The organism is Mycobacterium sp. MAA66, from assembly GCF_041261665.1.
GTDB lineage: Bacteria > Actinomycetota > Actinomycetes > Mycobacteriales > Mycobacteriaceae > Mycobacterium.
Genome location: NZ_JBGCCC010000001.1, coordinates 604,748 through 623,219, shown reverse-complemented (window position 1 = coordinate 623,219; position 18,472 = coordinate 604,748). Strand labels below are relative to the sequence as shown.

The 18,472-nt window shown below is 64.6% G+C and carries 21 protein-coding genes; 11 read left to right on the top strand and 10 right to left on the bottom strand.

The features are described from left to right. Positions 1-34 precede the first annotated feature (34 nt). Positions 35-190, top strand: coding sequence for a hypothetical protein (locus tag ABIA30_RS03110; protein WP_370061959.1), 156 nt, complete (start codon positions 35-37; stop codon positions 188-190). A gap of 88 nt (positions 191-278) precedes the next feature. On the opposite strand, the gene ABIA30_RS03105 is transcribed toward ABIA30_RS03110, so the two are convergent. After that, on the bottom strand, positions 279-1,412 hold the full coding sequence (locus tag ABIA30_RS03105) for an AI-2E family transporter (protein WP_370061957.1): 1,134 nt from the start codon (positions 1,410-1,412) through the stop codon (positions 279-281). A gap of 412 nt (positions 1,413-1,824) precedes the next feature. Continuing rightward, positions 1,825-2,061 carry a CsbD family protein gene (locus tag ABIA30_RS03100; RefSeq protein ID WP_370061955.1) on the bottom strand — a complete coding sequence of 79 codons (237 nt, stop codon included), beginning with the start codon at positions 2,059-2,061 and terminating at the stop codon, positions 1,825-1,827. A gap of 330 nt (positions 2,062-2,391) precedes the next feature. Here ABIA30_RS03100 and ABIA30_RS03095 point away from each other — a divergent pair, with 330 nt between their 5' ends. Then, on the top strand, positions 2,392-2,727 hold the full coding sequence (locus ABIA30_RS03095; protein WP_370061953.1) for a gamma-glutamylcyclotransferase family protein: 336 nt from the start codon (positions 2,392-2,394) through the stop codon (positions 2,725-2,727). Between the two features lie 33 nt (positions 2,728-2,760). Here ABIA30_RS03095 and ABIA30_RS03090 read toward each other — a convergent pair whose 3' ends face one another. After that, on the bottom strand, positions 2,761-3,201 hold the full coding sequence (locus ABIA30_RS03090) for a hypothetical protein (RefSeq protein ID WP_370061951.1): 441 nt from the start codon (positions 3,199-3,201) through the stop codon (positions 2,761-2,763). Positions 3,202-3,243: 42 nt separating this feature from the next. Further along, a complete protein-coding gene (gene dtd / locus ABIA30_RS03085) occupies positions 3,244-3,684 on the bottom strand; it encodes a D-aminoacyl-tRNA deacylase (protein ID WP_370063277.1) in 441 nt (146 codons plus the stop codon). A 44-nt stretch (positions 3,685-3,728) separates the two neighbouring features. Between dtd and ABIA30_RS03080 the strand changes: the two genes are divergently transcribed. Together ABIA30_RS03080 and ABIA30_RS03075 are read left to right on the top strand one after the other, a co-directional pair. After that, positions 3,729-4,799 (top strand): catalase family peroxidase, encoded by a 1,071-nt coding sequence (locus tag ABIA30_RS03080; protein ID WP_370061949.1) that lies wholly within the window; start codon positions 3,729-3,731, stop codon positions 4,797-4,799. After that, entirely contained in the window at positions 4,796-5,308 is a 513-nt protein-coding gene (locus ABIA30_RS03075) for a cytochrome b (RefSeq protein ID WP_370061947.1), read from the top strand. The genes ABIA30_RS03080 and ABIA30_RS03075 overlap by 4 nt, the downstream gene beginning before the upstream one ends. Before the next feature lie 36 nt (positions 5,309-5,344). Here the strand turns inward: ABIA30_RS03075 and hisS are convergent, their stop codons facing one another. Both hisS and ABIA30_RS03065 read right to left on the bottom strand, forming a co-directional pair. Next, positions 5,345-6,604: a histidine--tRNA ligase gene (hisS, locus tag ABIA30_RS03070; RefSeq protein WP_370061945.1), complete on the bottom strand. Its 1,260-nt coding sequence runs from the start codon at positions 6,602-6,604 to the stop codon at positions 5,345-5,347. After that, positions 6,601-7,293, bottom strand: coding sequence for an MBL fold metallo-hydrolase (locus tag ABIA30_RS03065; protein ID WP_370061943.1), 693 nt, complete (start codon positions 7,291-7,293; stop codon positions 6,601-6,603). The genes hisS and ABIA30_RS03065 overlap by 4 nt, the downstream gene beginning before the upstream one ends. Positions 7,294-7,370: 77 nt before the next feature. Here ABIA30_RS03065 and ABIA30_RS03060 point away from each other — a divergent pair, with 77 nt between their 5' ends. The 4 genes from ABIA30_RS03060 to zwf all read left to right on the top strand — a co-directional run bounded on the left by ABIA30_RS03060 (position 7,371) and on the right by zwf (position 11,745). Beyond that, entirely contained in the window at positions 7,371-8,213 is an 843-nt protein-coding gene (locus ABIA30_RS03060) for a DsbA family protein (protein WP_370061941.1), read from the top strand. A 163-nt stretch (positions 8,214-8,376) separates the two neighbouring features. Continuing rightward, positions 8,377-9,246: a peptidylprolyl isomerase gene (locus ABIA30_RS03055; protein WP_370061939.1), complete on the top strand. Its 870-nt coding sequence runs from the start codon at positions 8,377-8,379 to the stop codon at positions 9,244-9,246. Further along, positions 9,243-10,205, top strand: a complete 963-nt coding sequence (locus ABIA30_RS03050) for a peptidylprolyl isomerase (RefSeq protein ID WP_370061937.1) — start codon at positions 9,243-9,245, stop codon at positions 10,203-10,205. The genes ABIA30_RS03055 and ABIA30_RS03050 overlap by 4 nt, the downstream gene beginning before the upstream one ends. Positions 10,206-10,236: 31 nt before the next feature. Continuing rightward, a complete protein-coding gene (gene zwf, locus ABIA30_RS03045) occupies positions 10,237-11,745 on the top strand; it encodes a glucose-6-phosphate dehydrogenase (RefSeq protein ID WP_370063275.1) in 1,509 nt (502 codons plus the stop codon). A gap of 38 nt (positions 11,746-11,783) precedes the next feature. Here the strand turns inward: zwf and ABIA30_RS03040 are convergent, their stop codons facing one another. Continuing rightward, the gene (locus ABIA30_RS03040) at positions 11,784-12,326 is read right to left on the bottom strand and encodes a hypothetical protein (protein WP_370061935.1); all 543 of its coding nucleotides are present in this window, start codon (positions 12,324-12,326) and stop codon (positions 11,784-11,786) included. Positions 12,327-12,380: 54 nt separating this feature from the next. Beyond that, complete coding sequence (locus ABIA30_RS03035; RefSeq protein WP_370061933.1) at positions 12,381-12,995, bottom strand: TetR/AcrR family transcriptional regulator; 615 nt, start codon at positions 12,993-12,995, stop codon at positions 12,381-12,383. 96 nt (positions 12,996-13,091) lie between these two features. Here ABIA30_RS03035 and ABIA30_RS03030 point away from each other — a divergent pair, with 96 nt between their 5' ends. From ABIA30_RS03030 to ABIA30_RS03020, 3 genes are read left to right on the top strand one after another with little or no spacing between them, the layout of a single operon-like run. Then, positions 13,092-13,529 (top strand): MmpS family transport accessory protein, encoded by a 438-nt coding sequence (locus ABIA30_RS03030; protein ID WP_370061931.1) that lies wholly within the window; start codon positions 13,092-13,094, stop codon positions 13,527-13,529. Positions 13,530-13,558: 29 nt separating this feature from the next. Beyond that, positions 13,559-16,411: an RND family transporter gene (locus tag ABIA30_RS03025; protein WP_370061929.1), complete on the top strand. Its 2,853-nt coding sequence runs from the start codon at positions 13,559-13,561 to the stop codon at positions 16,409-16,411. Continuing rightward, positions 16,408-17,229, top strand: coding sequence for a thioesterase family protein (locus ABIA30_RS03020; protein WP_370061927.1), 822 nt, complete (start codon positions 16,408-16,410; stop codon positions 17,227-17,229). The genes ABIA30_RS03025 and ABIA30_RS03020 overlap by 4 nt, the downstream gene beginning before the upstream one ends. Before the next feature lie 22 nt (positions 17,230-17,251). Here ABIA30_RS03020 and ABIA30_RS03015 read toward each other — a convergent pair whose 3' ends face one another. Both ABIA30_RS03015 and ABIA30_RS03010 read right to left on the bottom strand, forming a co-directional pair. Continuing rightward, positions 17,252-17,677: a tautomerase family protein gene (locus ABIA30_RS03015; RefSeq protein ID WP_370061925.1), complete on the bottom strand. Its 426-nt coding sequence runs from the start codon at positions 17,675-17,677 to the stop codon at positions 17,252-17,254. Between the two features lie 30 nt (positions 17,678-17,707). After that, the gene (locus tag ABIA30_RS03010; protein ID WP_370061924.1) at positions 17,708-18,409 is read right to left on the bottom strand and encodes an SDR family oxidoreductase; all 702 of its coding nucleotides are present in this window, start codon (positions 18,407-18,409) and stop codon (positions 17,708-17,710) included. Positions 18,410-18,472: the final 63 nt, after the last annotated feature.

The window sequence follows — 18,472 nt, the reverse complement described above, 5'->3', positions numbered from 1 at the left end:
CGTCAGCGCGGTCGGATGAAATTAGGCGGTCACCGTGATCATTCTGGGAATTATCTTGCTGGTAGTGGGCTACGCACTGGCAGTTCCGATCGTCGAGACCCTTGGCACGATCTTGGTGGTCATCGGTGCAGTGTTGTGGATTCTCGGCTCCATCGGGCGCCCGGTAGCCGGACGCAAGGTCTGGTTCTGACGCGTCGTCGCAGAGCCAAGGAAGACGGCCTATCTTATTGTGCAGCAACCCATTTTGTCGCACGGCAGCCTGTCGAATTCGGCCCTGGTCAGCTCTTGTCGAGTTGAGGTAGAAGGGTTTGCTCCGCGAGCAGCAACACCGCCGCCGCGATCGGGATGGCAAGCAGCGCACCAACGACACCGAGGAGAGCACCGCCGACGAGGACCGCAACCACGGTCACCACGGCAGGAACCCGCACCGCGCGTCCGATGATCTTCGGCACCAGCACGTAGTCCTCGAGCAACCGCAGCACGATGAAGAATCCGAGGGTGGCCAGGCTGACCGGGACCGACTCGGTCAGGGCAACCACGGTGATGATCGACCCGGCTATGGTCGAACCGACTACGGGGATGAGGTCGAGCACGGCGACCAACACGGCCAGGAGTGACGGATACGGCACCCCCAAGCTCACCAACCATATGTATGTGGCCGTCGCGGTGATGGCGGAGATGAGAACGTTCCCCAGCACGTATCCGCCGACCTTGGTGAGGATTTCGTCCCCGATCAGGATCGCGCGGGGACGGCGCGATTGAGGGAACAACCGATAGAAAGCGGCGCGAATACGCGGGAAGTTCGCCGAAAAGTATCCAGTCAGCACAATGCCGACGATCACGTCGGTTAGCGCGCTGAAAACGCGCCTGCCCGCACCGACCATGCCCTCGGCCAAGGTCGAGATGTCGCCGCCGAAACCCTTGTGCAACCGGTCTTCGAGATGGAAGCGATCGCTGAGACTACGCACCAGCCCGAACCGCTCTTCGAGACCGTGAAGCCGCTCGGGGGCATGGTGAACCAGGGCAGTGCCCTGCTCTACAACCAGCGGGATAGTCGCTGCAAGAAGACCGCCGAGCGCACCGAACACCATCACAAACACCAGCAGCAAGGCGGCCCAACGAGGCCAGCTGCGCCGCACCAACCACGAGACGACGGGTTCGATGCCGACTGCCACGAACAGCGACACCCCCACCAGCAGCAACATACCTCGAGCGAAGACGATCAGCTCGACCAGTCCATAGGTGACTGCCACGCCGGCCGCGGCGGCCATGCCGACGAAAAATGGTGAATGCCAATCGAATCGAAGACCCGGCTTGCCGAGTGGATGGGCAGTGGTGCTGATCCGCGCTGCCTCGTCTTCGGCGATTACGACCGGCTCGGCTTCATCGCTCGGATGAGGCTGTCCGACCAACGCACCAGGGCCAGGCGGGTCCTGATCCGGCGAAACTTCTGCTGTCCCACTTGGTGTTCCATCGCCCGATGTCGGCACTCTGCTTGATTGTTCCACCGAGCCTGCTCCTCAATACCTATTTCAAAAGGCGCCCTCACGCAGGACAAGCCGGTCACCGCCCAGGCCCTCTGGTTTGCCAGTCGCGTCGCCATGGCCTTGTGTAGGCGGCCTTGTGTAGGCAGATCTACCTGCCACTTACCCGGCGTGGGTCGTGGTGAAACAACGAATAGAGGACGCAGCCCTCCAGCACGCCGAATGGCGGCCAGATTGGAACGAACTGTCCTGTCGCTCAATAGGAATCGCACAGCGGCGGACGCGAGGCGACGGCCCGACCTCCTCACGGCTGAAGAGGTCGGGCCGTCGAGTCGTCGAGCTACTGGTTGGCCTGCTGCCGCAGCTCGGCGGCTTTTGCAGCGGCGCGAGCCGATTCGGCTTTTGCCTCGTTCTTCGCGGCGTCGCGTTCTGCTTCACCCTTGTCCTGCTGAGCCTGGCCCTCGCGAACTAGGTCATCGCGGCCGGTCACCGTGCCGACAACCTCTTTGACCTTGCCCTTGATGCCCTCGGCCACACCTTTGAAGCCTTCTTCAGGACTGCTTTTACGTTCACCCACGGTCTTCTCCTTATTCCTAGGTCCCACTTCAAGATCGCAGGTCGGGACGATCACCCGCTGCTGACTGGATGCCCCGATCTGACCGGTGCGAAACCCTGGACGGACCGGGTGCTGCGTCACATCACCTAAGGGACCCGGACTCGGCAGCGCCAAGGGGTGCCCAAGACTTAGCCGACCGCCGTGACCACGCAGTTTCGCGAGATCCCATCGCGCGAGCTCTGAATCGTTCGGAAAGTGTTGCAGTAGTAGACTATTCGTGTTCACGTTCGCGTTCCGCAGGTCGGCAGGACAAATCAACGGTGCGATCGATTCATCGGTACCGTTGCACCGGTGACCGAACTGCTGTTCTCCTACGGAACCCTGCGCCAGCGCGACGTTCAACTGGCCACCTTCGGCCGCGAACTCGGCGGTGCCGTCGACGCCATCGTCGGCTATCGCCTGGAATGGCTCACCATCACCGATCCGCATGTGATCGAGACCAGTGGCAGCGACCGTCACCCCATCCTCAAGCCGGGCACGGGGGCAGACAGCGTCGACGGCAGCGTCTTCGAGATCACCGAGAGCGAGCTGGCCGCCGCCGACGAATACGAGGTCGACGACTACCGGCGCGTGCGGGTTCCGCTGCGCTCGGGCAAACGGGCCTGGGTGTACGTTTTTGCCGGCTGACTCAGCCGATCACCGCGTCGGCCGAGCCGACAATTACCACTGGCTCAGTTGGCACTGCACGTTGTACGGCGCGTCCTGCTGCGTAGCCACCTGGCCATCAATTGCGATGTCGCAGTGTGCATTCGGCGCAGCCTGACCGCCATGCGTGGTGCTGCTGACGGTAAAGATGGCCCACTGCGGGTCGGCCAGCGTGGTCTCGAACACCCACGGCGCGTCGGGCCCGACGTTGACGGTTTCACGCTTGACGAAGGAGTACGCATTCGCGTTGTAGGCCGCTTTGCTTGCCGGCTGGTTGACCAGGTACAGCAGATCGAAGCTGGCCGGACCGCCGACTGTAAGCGTGTACCGGACCTTGTGGCCGGCGGGGTCCGCCGAGGCAGTCGCCTGACCGACGGTGAGGCCCGCGGCCACCACCGCGGCCGCACCACACACCGCTCCGAGCTTTTTCACTGTCGCCTTAAACATGCCGGTCATATCGATCAACGCTACCGGACCGTTACACCAGCAACTCCTGCATCAGGAAGCCGGTAATTCCAGCAGCACCGTCACCGGCCCGTCGTTGACCAATTCAACCTGCATGTCGGCCCCGAACACACCGGTGGCCACCTCGGCGCCCATCTCCCGCAGCGCAGCCTGGAACTCGGCCACCAGCGGCTCAGCCACCGACCCGGGTGCCGCAGCATTCCACGACGGTCGACGCCCCTTGGCGGTATCGCCGTAGAGCGTGAACTGGCTGACCACCAGAATCGGAGCCGAGACATCGGCGGCACTGAGCTCTCCGTCCAGGATGCGTAGCCGCCACAGCTTGTCCGCCATCTTGCGGACCACCGCGACGCCGTCGGTGTGGGTCACGCCGACGAGCGCTACCAACCCCTGGCGCTGCGGCTGAATCTGCCCGACGACGTTCCCGTCGACGAGCACCCGCGCCGCCGTCACCCGCTGCACCAGAACCCGCACGTTTGGCGATGCTGCCACAGCCCGACCTGGTTACCCTGTATGGCGTGAACGATTCGGGCCGGAACTGGCGCGGCACCACCTTGACCCGACGTTCCATTCTGGTCGGCCTGGGCGCCGTCGGGGCCTTCCTCGCAGCCGACCTCGGTTTGATCGCCTACGCCAGTCGAGGCGGCGACTTGACCCGCCAGCGGTTCCTCGACGGGTTCGAGAACGTCTTCGGTGTCCACTTGGGTTTCCGCAAGAATCACGCCAAAGGCGTGGCGGTGGTGGGGTACTTCAAGAGCAACGGCAACGGCGCGGCGCTGTCCCGTGCCGCGGTGTTCGAGCCGGGTGAGACGCCCGTGATGGGCCGATTCTCTCTGGCCGGGGGCAACCCTGCAGTGGCCGACACTCCCGGTGCTGCGCGCGGGCTCGGCCTGGTGTTCGGTCTGCCCGGTGCCGACCAGTGGCGCACCGCGATGTTGAATCTTCCGGTCTTTCCGGATAACTCGCCGCAAGGATTCTATGACCGACTATTGGCATCCAAGGTCGACGAAGCCACCGGCAAGCCCGATCCGAAAACCATGGCTGATTTCCTCACCCACCATCCGGAGACCGCAGCGGCCATGGCGTTGGTCAAGAAGTCGCCTCCCACAACGGGTTTCGCCGACAGCACCTACTCCAGCCTGAATACCTTCTATCTGGCGGGGCCGGATGGAACACGCACCCCCGTGCGCTGGTCGCTGATACCGCACCAGTCGGCCGTCGCCGCAAAATCAGGCGACCCCAACGGCCTGTTCGACGCCCTGATCCGGCAACTGAAAGCCGCTCCCCTGCACTGGGTTCTGCGCCTGGTGCTCGGCGAGCCCGGCGATCCCATCGACCCGACACTGCCGTGGCCGGCCGATCGTCGCGCCGTCGACGCCGGCGTCCTGACCCTCACCGAGGCCCAGACCGAGCGCGCCGGCAATGCGCGTGACGTCAACTTCGACCCGCTGGTGCTGCCCGACGGTATCGAACCCTCCGACGATCCCCTGCTCAGTGCCCGCTCAGCGGTGTACGCCGGGTCGTTCCGGGCGCGCACCACGGAACCGAAATCTGCGTCACCCGTCCAGGTCGAGAGCGTGAACCCATGAAATATCCGGTCCGCACCCGAATCCTGCATTGGCTGACCGCCATAGCGATCTTCGCCGCGCTGCTGATCGGCTTCACGATGACCAACGTGATCGGCTCACACGGCACGCTCGTCGCCGTGCACGTGACCCTCGGCGTCAGCATCCTGGTCATCGTGATCGCGCGCGTGGCAAACAGATTCACCCACAAGACCCCGCCGCTGCCGGACACCGTCGGCCCGTGGGAGGCGAAACTGGTGGTCGGATCCGAATTGTCGCTGTACGCCCTGATGCTGGCGCAGCCGCTCGTGGGCTGGGCCATGGTGTCGGCGGCCGGGCTACCGGTGCGAGTGTTCGGCGCCATCGCGCTGCCGCATATCGCGCCTTTCGACGCCGACTTGTACGGCGTTCTGCGCCAGGCTCATTCGGTGCTCGCCTACCTGCTGGTCGCTGCAGTCGCCGCACACGTCAGCGCCGTGTTGCTGCATACCCTGACGCTGCGCGACGGCATGCTCTCCCGCATGACCCGCTGATCCCATTTCCCGCGAGCGTCAATGGGAGATCGCGAACTACGGCAGGGTGGAGATGACGTGGGCGACGACATCGCCGATGGCGATGTCGACCTGCTCGCCGGTGCTCAAATCCTTGACTCCGATGGTGCCGGCCGCGATGTCGCGATCGCCGGCCACCAGCGCCACGCGGGCACCCGAGCGATCGGCGGCCTTCATGGCGCCCTTGAGGCCGCGGTCGCCGTAACACATGTCGGTACGCACACCTGAGCCACGCAGCGCCGCAACCAGTTTCGCCAACTCCAATTTGGCCGGGGCGCCCAACGGTACGGCGTAAACATCCACCGCGGCGGCGGATCCCACGGTCTTGCCTTCGGCTTTCAGCGCCAGCACGGTGCGGTCGACCCCGAGGCCGAACCCGATGCCCGACAGATCCTGCCCGCCCAGTTGCCGCATCAGCCCGTCGTACCGGCCACCGCCGCCGATGCCGGACTGCGCGCCCAGCCCGTCGTGCACGAACTCGAACGTGGTCTTGGTGTAGTAGTCCAACCCGCGGACCATCCGCGGGTTGATCACATACGGCACTCCCAGCGCATCCAGATGCGCCAGAACGGTGTCGAAATGCGCACGGGCCTCGGCGGACAAATGATCGAGCATCAGCGGTGCGTCGGCAGTCATCTCACGAACATGCGGACGCTTGTCGTCGAGCACTCGCAGTGGGTTGATCTCCGCGCGGCGCCGGGTGTCCTCGTCCAGGTCGAGCTTGAACAGGAACTCCTGCAACAACTCCCGATACTGCGGACGGCAGGTGTCGTCGCCCAGCGAGGTGATCTCCAACCGAAAACCGGCGAGGCCCAACGACCGGAACCCATAATCGGCCACCGCGATCACCTCAGCGTCCAGCGCCGGGTCATCGACGCCGATGGCCTCCACGCCCACCTGCTGCAACTGGCGGTAGCGACCGGCCTGCGGCCGCTCGTAGCGGAAGAACGGCCCGGAGTAACGCAGCTTGGCCGGCAACGCACCGCGGTCCAGCCCGTGCTCGATGACGGCCCGCATGACACCGGCGGTGCCTTCCGGACGCAGGGTCACCGACCGGTCACCGCGGTCGGCGAAGGTGTACATCTCTTTGGACACCACGTCGGTGGATTCACCGACGCCGCGGGCGAACAGTGCGGTGTCCTCGAACACCGGCAGCTCGATGTGGCCATAACCCGCGAGTTGCGCGGCCTTCAACAAACCATCGCGGACCGCGACGAATTCCGCGGAGTCGGGCGGCAGGTAATCCGGGACGCCCTTGGGCGCCTGAAAATCAGTCAACTCAAGCCTTCGAGAAACGGGTTGGTACGGCGTTCGGCGCCGATCGTGGTCTGCGGGCCGTGTCCCGGTAGTACCACGGTGTCGTCGTCGAGCACCAACAGTTTTGTCACGATCGAGTCCAGCAGGTCCCGGCCGCTGCCGCCCGGGAGATCGGTGCGGCCCACCGACTGCTTGAACAGAGTGTCGCCGGTGAACGCCAGATCCGCGGAGCCTTCCTGGGCGAGCGACGCAACGGGGCCAGTAGCCGCCACCCGGAACACCACCGAGCCACGGGTATGGCCGGGCGTGTGGTCCACCGTCACGGTGATGCCGCCCAGGTCGAGCTTGTCGCCATCGCGATCCAACTCGATGACCTGCCTGGGCTCAGCGAACAGCGCCCCGAACGCCAGCTGCGCCAGCCTGGGTCCGAACCCCTTGATCGGATCGGTCAGCATGAACCGGTCCTCGGGGTGGATGTAGACGGGGCAGCCGTAGGTGTCACCCACTTTCTGCGCCGACCAGATGTGGTCGACGTGGCCGTGGGTGAGCAGCACCGCCGCCGGGGTCAGCCGGTTCTCATCGAGAATTCGGCGCAATTGCCCCATCGCCCGCTGGCCCGGATCGACCACGACAGCGTCCGATCCGGCTCGCGGTGCCAGGACGTAGCAGTTGCACTGCAACAGCCCCGCGGCAAACCCCGTCAACAACACGGCTCCCAGTTTCCCATCCGGGTGTCCGCCCAGATTGGTGCGGGTCGCAGCACTCCCGGACGTGGGAAACTGGGTTCATGACTGAAACAGGGCCTTGGGGCGCCGACGGTCAGCACACCGACGGCGCACACAGTCGGCCGCAACCGGACCAAGATGCCTACCCCTGGACGAATCCTGCCGTACCGCAACAATATTCGGCTCCGAAGAATCGCAACGGCCTGATCATCGGTCTGGTGGTCGCGGTGGTGGCGGCGGTCGCCGGGGCGGGCATCGTGATGATCGTCCGGCACAACCAGCAGGCATCGTCGCTGACGTCTGCGGCCACCAGCCCGGTGCCGGCCGATCACCTGCAGTCCGTGCGCATCGCCGCCCCGAACGTCATCACCAAACCCGGCACCAGTGAGCCGTTGGCCCAGGTCAAGGTTTACGAGGACTTCCTGTGCCCCTACTGCGGGCTGTTCGAGCAGGCTTATGGCCCCACCCTCAAGAAACTGGTCGACGCGAGGCAGATCTCGGTGGACTACACCATGGTCTCGATCCTCGGGCAGCACGACCGTAACTCGTATTCGACCCGTTCGGGCGCCGCCGCCTACTGCGTGGCCGACGTGGACAAGACCGCCTTCCAGCGGTTCCATTCGGCCCTGTTCGCAGACCAGCCCAACGAGACGGCGACAGTCTTCCCGGACAATGACTGGTTGATCGACCAGGCTTATCAGGCGGGAGCCACCGACTCGGTGCCCGAGTGCGTCAACAGCGGCAAGTACCTCGACATGGTCAACAACGCCGTCGCCAATGCCAACATCGAAGGGACGCCGACGATCTATCTCAACGGCGTGGACATCGGCGATGACCTGATGAACAAAGCTGATCCGCAGGTGCTGATCGACAAGGTCAAGGCCATCACAGGCAACGCGCAGTGACGCCCCGGCGGCCAGCCGGAACGCCCGCGTGCCCGCGAGCCGCCCTCCCGCCGGTCGGTCCCGCCTGGCAGACTCGATATCGACCACGGTCGGGCCGCCGCAGCGCGGCGCCATGACCGCCGGCCGCCAGACGGCCGACGCACCACGGAAGAGGAGATCGGCAGTGCCGACCAACCAACAACGTCGGGAAACCGCCAAGCGCAAGCTCGAACGGCAGCTGGAGCGCCGGGCCAAGCGCGCTGAACAGAAGCGGGTACTGATGATCGTCGCTGCCGTCGTCGCGGTCCTGGTGGTGATCGGCGGCGCTGTCGCGCTGATCGTGAAGCCGTGGGCCAAGACCAACACCCCCGTCTCCAGCGCCACCACCGCTGTCCCCACCCAGGACCCGCCCGCCACCGGCAAGTTGCCGGCCTTCGTCGCCCCAGCCGGGTTGGGTGGCAACTGCCAGTACCAGCCCACGCCGGCGGAGCCAGCCAGTAAGAAGGTCAACCCGCCGCGGGCCGGCACGGTGCCGACCGACCCCGCCCAGGTCAGCATGTCGATGAGCACCAACCAGGGCAACCTCGGCCTGATGTTGGACAACGCCAAGGCGCCGTGCACGGTGAACAGCTTTGTCAGCCTCGCCCAGCAGGGCTTCTTCAACGACACCCCATGCCACCGGCTGACCGCGGGCGGTGTGGCGGTACTGCAATGCGGCGACCCGAGCGGCACGGGAACCGGTGGCCCGGGCTACCGGTTCGCCAACGAATACCCGACCGATCAGTACCGGCCCGGCAGCCCGCTGCTGGACCAGCCGGTCATCTACCCGCGCGGCACGTTGGCCATGGCCAACGCCGGGCCGGGAACCAACGGCAGCCAGTTCTTCCTGGTGTACGCAGATTCGCAGCTGCCCCCGGGCTACACCGTGTTCGGCACCATCGACCCGACCGGTCTGGCCACCCTGGACAAGATCGCCAAGGGCGGCATCAAAGACGGCGGACCCGACGGTGCACCAGCCACCCCGGTAACCATCAAATCGATCCTGCTGGATTGAGCCCGACGAACGCCCCGCCTGATCATCGGCCCGATCGTCAGGCACCCGTCAACGGCTTTGCCATCGCATCGTTGGTGTGCGCATTTGTGTTCGCGCCGTTGGGCATCCTGTTCGGGCACCTGTCGCTGGGCCAGCTCAAGCGCAGCGGCGAGCGCGGTCTCGGCCTGGCCATCGCCGGACTCGCGGTGGGTTACTCAATGGTCGTGCAGGTGCTGTTGATCCTGCTGGTCGCGGTAGTGGGCTTGGGCTGGTTGATCGTCGAGGTCGCCCGGCTGGAGTCCCTGGCCGGTCCGCCCGCGGTCACCATCGACCCGACGCACCCCGCGGAACTCCCCGTGTTCAAGCGGCCCGTCGGGCTGGGTGCCAATTGCCAGTACCCGGCGGCGCCACAGCCACCGAGCCGACCGGTCAGCGCCCCTCCGGTCGGCCACATCGCCACCGCGCCCCCAGCCATCGCAGTAACCCTCGCCACCAGCGCCGGCCCGATCGGGCTGACCCTGAACAACGCCCAAACTCCTTGCACCGTGAATAATTTCGTGAGCCTGGCCCGACAGAAGTTCTTCGACGGAACCCGTTGCCATCGCCTGTCGACCAGTGCGTCACTGCATGCGCTGCAGTGCGGAGACCCGACCGGGACCGGCCAGGGCGGCCCCGGATACCGGTTCCCGAACGAATACCCGACCAACCAATTCCGGCTGACCGACCCGATGGTCCGCCAGCCGGTCCGGTACCCGCGTGGCACGCTGGCCATGGCCAATTCCGGACCAGGGACCAACGGCAGCCAATTCCTGTTGATCTTCGCCGATTCGGTGCAACCGCCGAACTACACCGTGTTCGGCACGATCGACCCGGCGGGCCTGATGCTGCTGGATCGGGTTGCCGCAGCCGGCGTCGGCGGGGGCTCCGACGACGGTTCGCCGGCGATGAACGTGTCGGTCACATCGGTGCAGTTGCCCTGAGGCGCTGCGAGGACCGTGCTGCAGTGGAAGTATTTCCGACGTGGCAATCACACCAGCGCAGACCATCTCCTATCCGGCACCTGGTTCCCGACCCCACCGAAACGACGACGTCACGCTCGATCCGCACGTCATCGTGCTGTTCGGCGCAACCGGCGACCTGGCGAAGCGTAAGTTGCTTCCGGGCCTGGCGTACCTGGTCCAGTCCGAACTGGCGCCGGACATCCAGATCGTCGGGACCTCGCTGGAGGATCTCACCGTCGACGAGTTCCGAACGCTGACCAAGACCGCTATCGACGAATTCGGCAGCCACCCACTGACCGGTGAGCAGTGGGACCGGTTCTCCGAGGCACTCACCTATGTACCGCAGAGCGCGGGACCCTCCGGACTCGCCGCCGCGGTCGCCGCGGCGGAGAAGAAGTTGGCTCCGAATGCCCGTCGGCTGCACTACCTTTCGGTCCCACCGAAAGCCGCACGCGCGGTCATCGCCACTCTGGACGAGGCCGGTCTGGTCGAGCGGTCGCGAGTGGTGATGGAAAAGCCGTTCGGCACCGACCTGGCCAGTGCGGTGCAGCTCAACGACTATGTGCACGAAACCTTCGACGAGTCACAGATTTTCCGGATCGACCACTTCCTGGGCAAAGAGGCGGCGCAGAACATCCTGGCCTTCCGATTCGCGAACGGCCTGTTCGAGCCGATCTGGAACCGCAACTTCATCGACCACATCCAGATCGACATCCCCGAGATGCTCGGCCTGGATCAGCGGGCCAACTTCTACGAGAGCACCGGGGCGTACAAGGACATGGTGGTCACCCACCTGTTCCAGGTGATGGCGTTCGTGGTGATGGAACCGCCGACGGCGTTGGAACCGCGGGCGATCAGCGAGGAGAAGAACAAGGTCTTCCGGTCGATGTTGCCGGTGAAATGCTCGGACGTGGTGCGTGGCCAGTTCACCGGCTACCGCGAACTCGAAGGTGTGGCAAGGGATTCCGACACCGAGACGTTCATAGCGCTCAAAGTCGGGATCGACAACTGGCGCTGGGCGGGTGTGCCCATCTATCTGCGCACCGGCAAGAAGATGGCAGAGGGCATGCGGATCATCTCGATCGCCTTCAAAGAGGCGCCGCGCACCATGTTCCCCGCCGGGTCCGGTGTGGGCGCCCAGGGGCCGGACCACCTGACCTTCGATCTCGCCGACAACTCACGGGTATCCCTGTCGTTCTACGGCAAACGGCCAGGACCGGGCATGAAGCTGGAGAAGCTCTCCATGCAGTTCTCGGCCACCGAAGCCGACGGGGCCGATTTGGTGCTCGAGGCATACGAGCGGTTGATCCTGGACGCCATGCGCGGCGATCACACTCTGTTCACCACGGCCGAAGGCATCGAATCGCTGTGGTCGAATTCCGCTGCGCTGCTTGCCGATCCGCCACCGGTGAAGGTCTACCAACCGGGAACTTGGGGACCCAACGCAATTCACCAACTGATCGCCCCGAACGCCTGGCGACTGCCATTCGAGCGGGGTTGGCGCGAAGCGAAGAAATAGCGCGTCGAGTCGGACCTCGGTGGCCCTGCCACCAGCTTTCAGAACGTCGAGCTGCCGCCCGGCCGCAAGACGAACCCGTGGTCGACCAGATCCGGGGACACGCTGTCGATGATGCACGCCGTGATCGGTTCATCGCCTACCACGCACGTGATGTTCTGGTAGGTGATCCGGCTCCCGACGGGCAGCAACCGAAACGAGCTGGGGTCGACCGGGACGTCGCGCAGACCGTGATCGTCCATCTCCAGGTACATCTCGGGTTGACTCAAGTCGACGTCCTGCCAGACGGTCGGCACGTAACTCGTTGCCAGCACACCTGTTATCCCGCCGGTGCCGGGCAGATCGCCGCGGCAGCTGGCCACCGATTCACTGCCGCGCACGTTGTGGCTCAGCGAGCAATGCAAACCATCGGGTGTGCTGAACCGGACGCCCTCGGTGGCGTACCCATGTTCGGCCCGATAGTCGTCGGGGTTGACGGGCTGAAATGCGGCGAGGTCCGGAAAGTTCGGCGGCGCGGCCGTCGCCGCCGGCGACAGGCCCAGCATCACCGACCCGGCCAGCACGACTATCCAACACGTCTTCATATCGGCATTATCGGACACGCCTGCTGCGCTTCGGCGCCGATGCAACCACCAAAATCACCCGTGCGGCGAGCGCAGCTGCAGGATGGCCCCGTCGATCAAACTCTGGAGGATCTCGCAGGTGCTGAAGTCGCTGAGCCACAAGTGCGGAGTATCTGTGCGGTGCAACATCGCAACGCCGTGCAGCGCCACCGACAGGGCTGCGGCGACGCGGTGCGCCTCGGCGCTCGGCTCGGCGTCCGGGTCCATTCCCTCGCTGGCCAACAACCCCCGGGTCACCACCTCAAGGGCCTGGCGAGCTGCCGGAGTGATTTCGTCTACCTTGACCATCAGTACATAGCGCAGCGGAAAGCGTTGAGCGAAAGCAACATACGCACGACAACCCAGCAGCAGCCGGTCTCTCGGCGTAGCTCCGGCCTGCACTTGTTCGGTGATGTCCTGGCGCACCTGGTCCCAGCTCAGCTCCGCCAGCGCCGCCAACAGATCCTCACGACTGTCGAAATGGCCGTATACCGCCATCGTCGAGATCCCGGCCTCGCGCGCGATGCTGCGCAATGACACTTCGTTCACGCTGTTGGACGAATCCACCACGCGATTCGCGGCGGCCAGAATCTCGTCACGCAGCAGTGCGCCCTGACCTCGCACATTGCGCTGTCGCGTCGACCCAGCCATACCTTTACCCTAGTCGCCCCAGGTGGACGAGTGTGATCGCCACCACCAAGCGTGTAACTATACATCCGTATATATACGGTCGTATAGTTACGCGCCATGACGTGGATAGCGAGAGCCGTCAGCAGGCTCTGGGTGCTCCTGACCATCGTGGCGGTCATGACGGTCGGCGGGCTGGTGATCTACCGGTTCCAGGGCATCTTCGGCGCCCAACAAGTCAGCGCCAACGAAAACCGCACGGACAACATCGTTTCCACGATCCCGAAATACGTCACCTACGAGGTGGACGGTCCGCCCGGAGCCTCCGGGATGATCAGCTACGTCGACGAGAAATCCCAACCGCGCGAAGAACACTTCGACTCTCTGCCTTGGTCGCACACCCTGGTCACCACTGTGCCCAGTGTCTTCGCCAACCTGATGGTCCAGGGCGACAGCCATGCCTTGAGCTGTCGAATCCGGGTCAACGGACAACTGCGAGACCAACAGAGCACCAACGCCGTTGACGCCACCACCTTCTGCCTGGTGAAGGCCGCATGAGTGAGGCTCGCCGAGCGAATCAACAGGCGATGAGCAGCGCCCATGACGTCTCCGACAAGCGACCCCTGTATCCACGGATTGTCCGCGCGCTATCGGTGCCGATCATCCTTCTCTGGTTGGCCGTCACTGCTGCATCAAACGTGTTGGTACCCAAGCTCGAGATCGTCGGCGCAAACAACGCGGTGTCACTGTCGCCGCAGGCAGCACCCTCGGTGATCGCGATGAAGCACATCGGCAACAAATTCGGCGAGTTCAGCTCCGACAGTGTGCTGATGATCGTCCTCGAAGGTGATCAGCCACTGGGAGATCAAGCGCGCCAGTACTACACGGGCCTGGTCAAAGCCCTGGAAACCGACACCAGCCACGTCCAGCACGTGCAGGACTTCTGGGGCGATCGGATCACCTCGGCGGGTTCGCAGAGCGAAGACGGCAAGGCGGCCTACGTCCAGGTGCACCTGGCCGGCAACCAGGGCTCGACCGAGGGGGTCGAGTCCGTCGACGCAGTTCGCAAGATCGTCGAAAACAGCCACCCCCCAACGGGACTGCGCGCCTATGTCACGGGCCAGGCCGCCCTGGTGGCAGACACCAATGAAGCCGGCGACAAGAGCATGGTCAAGATGACGATGGTGACCCTCGTGGTCATCGCGGTGATGCTGCTGACTGTCTACCGGTCCTTCGTGGCAACCTTCGTTGCGTTGCTGGTGGTGCTCGCGGAGATGAGCACGGCCCGCGGACTTGTCGCGGTCATGGGCAACGCCCACATCTTCGGCCTGTCCACCTTCGTGGTCAGCGTGCTGACCGCCTTGGCCATCGCCGCGGGCACCGACTACTGGATCTTCCTCATCGGCCGTTATCACGAGGCCCGCAACGCCGGCGAAGATCGCGAAACCGCCTACTACACCGCGTTTTCCGGGGTGTCGCACGTGATCGTCGGGTCCGGGCTCACCATCGCCGGTGCGATGCTGTGCCTGAGCTTCACGCGGCTCAACTACTTCAACACCCTGGCGCTGCCCTGCGCTGTCGGCATGCTCACCATCCTGGCCATGGCGATGACGTTCGCGCCCTCGGTGTTGGCCGTCAGCAGCCGCTGGCTCGACCCGAAACGTGTCACCAAGACCCGCGGTTGGCGCCGAATCGGCACCGCCGTAGTCCGCTGGCCGGTACCGATCCTGGTCGCGGCGGCCGCGGTCGCCATGATCGGTGTGCTGGCCCTGCCGGGATACCGCACCAGCTACGACAACCGGTTCTACGTACCGGCAACCGTCCCGTCCAACGTGGGCTACGCCGCAGCCCAAAAGCACTTCACCCCAGCGCGAATGAACCCGGACATGCTGATGGTCGAAGCCGACCACGACCTGCGCAACCCACGCGACATGCTGGTCCTGGACCGCATCGCCAAATACATCTTCCGGGTGCCCGGCATCGCCCGGGTGCAGAGCATCACCCGCCCGCTGGGTCCGCCGATGGAGCACGGCTCGGTACCGTTCCAAGTCAGCGCCCAGGCGGTGTCGATGAACGAGAACCTGCAGTTCCTCAAAGCCCGACTCGGCGACATCCAAACCATGACCGACCATCTCACCTCGATGATCGGCATCATGGGTCGCATGCACGACCTGACCGTGCAATTGGCCGAGGCCACGCATGCCGCTCAGGGCGCGGCGCAGGACTTGTCGTCGACCACCTCCGATTTACGCGACGAGGTTGCTGATTTCGACGATTTCTTCCGGCCACTGCGCAACTACTTCTACTGGGAACCGCACTGCTTCGACATTCCCGTATGTCAGGCGATGCGGTCGGTGTTCGACGCCACCGACGGCTTCGACCGACTGGCCGACAACACCAAAACACTGTCCGATGCCATGGGCAAGCTCGACGGCGTCACCCCGCAGATGGCGGCCCAGCTGCCGCCGATGATCGCCCTGGCCACCGATGTTCGCGACCTGATGCGCACCATGCACAGCACGTTCGACGGCATGGTCACCCAGATGGAGCGTATGACCGACACCGCCGCGGCCATGGGGCAGACGTTCGACGACGCGAAGAACGACGACATGTTCTACCTGCCTCCGGAGGCCTTCGGCAGTCCTGATTTTCAGCGCGGCATGCAACTGATGCTGTCCCCCGACGGCAAGGCTGCCCGCTTCATCGTCACCCACGACGTCGATCCGGCCACGCTGGAAGGCATTTCACACGTCGACGCCGAACTTCAGGCCGCCAAGGAAGCAGTCAAGGGCACTCCCCTGGCCGGAGCGAAGTTCTATCTCGGCGGTACCGCGGCCACGTACAAGGACATCCAACTGGGCGCCCACTACGACCTGCTGATCGCTGCGCTCGCCGCCATCATCCTGATCTTTGCAGTCATGCTGTTGATCACCCGGGCCTTGGTGGCCTCGCTGGTGATCGTCGGCACTGTGGTGCTCTCACTGGCGGCCTCGTTCGGGCTGTCGGTCCTCATCTGGCAGTACCTGCTCGGCATCGAATTGCAGTGGCTGGTGATCGCCATGTCGGTGATCGTGCTGCTGGCCGTCGGCTCGGACTACAACCTGCTGGTGGTGTCGAGGATGAAAGAAGAGCTCGCCGGCGGGCTCAAGACGGGGTTGATCCGCGCAATGGGCGCCACCGGCGGCGTGGTCACCGCCGCGGGAATGGTGTTCGCCTTCACCATGATCTCGATGGTCGCCAGTGATCTGCGATCGGTAGGACAGATCGGCACCACCATCGGGCTGGGCCTGCTGTTCGACACCTTCGTGGTGCGCTCTTTGATCACCCCGTCCATCGCCACATTGTTGGGCCGGTGGTTCTGGTGGCCGCTGAAGGTACGTAGCCGCCCTGCTCGCACCGCACCACCCGTAAGCACGACACCGGAATTGGAGATGGCATGACCCCGCATCCATTCACCACCCTGACCACCATCACCGCACTCGACGACGGGGTGTTCAGCGCCGACATCGACGGCATGTGGACCATCGGCCCCAAAGTGCACGGGGGCTGCATGATGGCGGTGTGCGCGGCCGCCGCACAACAATCGCTGGGTGGCGAGATCGCACCAATTGCGTTGAGCGCCAACTATCTCAATGCGCCCGATCCCGGTGCGGTGCAACTGACCACCACGGTCCGCAAACGCGGTCGGCAGGTGAGTCTGGTCGACGTCGAGTTGTCCCAGGACGGGAAGCTCGCCGTCACCTGCTCCGTCACACTGGGGCCCCTGGACGCCAAACCGCCGCAGCACCAGATGACGCTGGCAGCGACTGCGATGCCGGCCGAGCCACCCGCCGACGCGGTGCCGGTCACCCCTGACCATCCGCTCGGGCACGTCGTCCACGTAGCGCAGGGATGCGATATGCGGATGGACGCCGCGACACCTTTTCTGTCCGGCTCCGACGGGGAACCAGTCACCCGGATATGGTTGCGTCCCTTCGCTTCCGACGAAGCGGATCCCGATACAGCCATGCTCTTCGCGCTGATGGCCGGTGACATCACGCCGCCGGTAACGATGAATCGCGGGCACTTCGGGTGGACCCCGACCGTACAGCTCACCACCTACCTGCGGCGCCGGCCGGCACCCGGATGGCTGCGCGTCATGGCCAGCTCAAACGTCATCGGCAACACCTGGTTCGAGGAGGATCACCTCATCCTCGATGCCAACGGCCAGGTGGTGGTCCAGAGCCGGCAACTGGCGATGCTGCCGTTGGGGTCCTGACCCCAACGGCAGCACACCATGTTCAGTACGTGGTCACCATGTTGTCTGCAACCCAACGCTTTTCGGCATCCGAACCCATCGGCGGCGGGATCAACCCGTTGATCATCCAGAGGTCTTCGCTGGTCTCGTCGACGTGGAACTCCCAGTGCAAGTCATCATGCCCTTGCAGGTATGGCAGCAGTATCGACTTGATCCAGTGGGCGATCCCGTTACGGGTTTGCTTGTCCGCGGCGTGCCGGGCGATGTGGTCGATGACCACCCGCAACCCCACCGCAGTCGGCTCGCCTCCGACATAGAGGTTCTCGGAAACGGTTTCGTTGAAGATGACCACCACGTAGAACCGCGGCAACCCGGCCTGCTCATAGTGATCGGTGATGCGGGACGCCAGGGCGCGCTTGTCGTCTGCGGTGAAGAGTCCCGGGGTGTGGTGAATGGTCCACAGTGGCATGACAGTTCAGCTCCTCTGATCGAGACCTGGTCAGATCGCCATCGCGAAGGTCAGGTTCTCCACCGGGCCCGACAGCACGGCCTTGACGCCCACCGTCACGTCGTCGGCCAACACCTCTATCTCGCCCGATTCCAGTCCGTCGACGATGCGCGCCGCGATGTCTGTCGCGCTGGTCTTGGGCGCGGGAATGGCCGAAACCATGTCGGTTTCGATCAGACCGGCGTGCACTCCGACCACCTGGGTGCCCTGTGCGGCAAGCTCTCCACGCAGCGAGTTGGTGACCGACCAGGCCGCCGCCTTGGAGGCGCCGTATGCCCCACTGCCCGACACCCAGGACAGCACTGAGTGCATGTTCACCAACGCGCCGCCGCCATTGGCCGCCAGGATCGGCGCGAAGGCCCGCGCCACCCGCAGCGGCCCGAACACGTTGATGTCAAAGGTTTCCTCGATATGGTCGAAACTGCCGGTCAGCAGCGAGTCCGGGAGCAGGATGCCGGCGTTGTTGAACACGATCTCCGCGTCCGGCGCGATCTCGGCGAATGCCGAAACCGAGGCCTCCGAACGCACTTCGAGTTCCACAGGGATCACAGCCGCCCGACCGTCGGCGAAGGACGACCGGCCCGTCGAGTACACCTTGCGGGCTCCCCTGGCCAGTACCTCGTCGACCAGAGCTGCGCCAAGTCCCCGGCGCCCGCCGGTAACCACTACCACTTTGCCTGCCACTTGAACCATCTGGACCACACTCCCTTGCTGGATAACGATGACGTTACTAAGATGGAACCACAGAGATCTGAG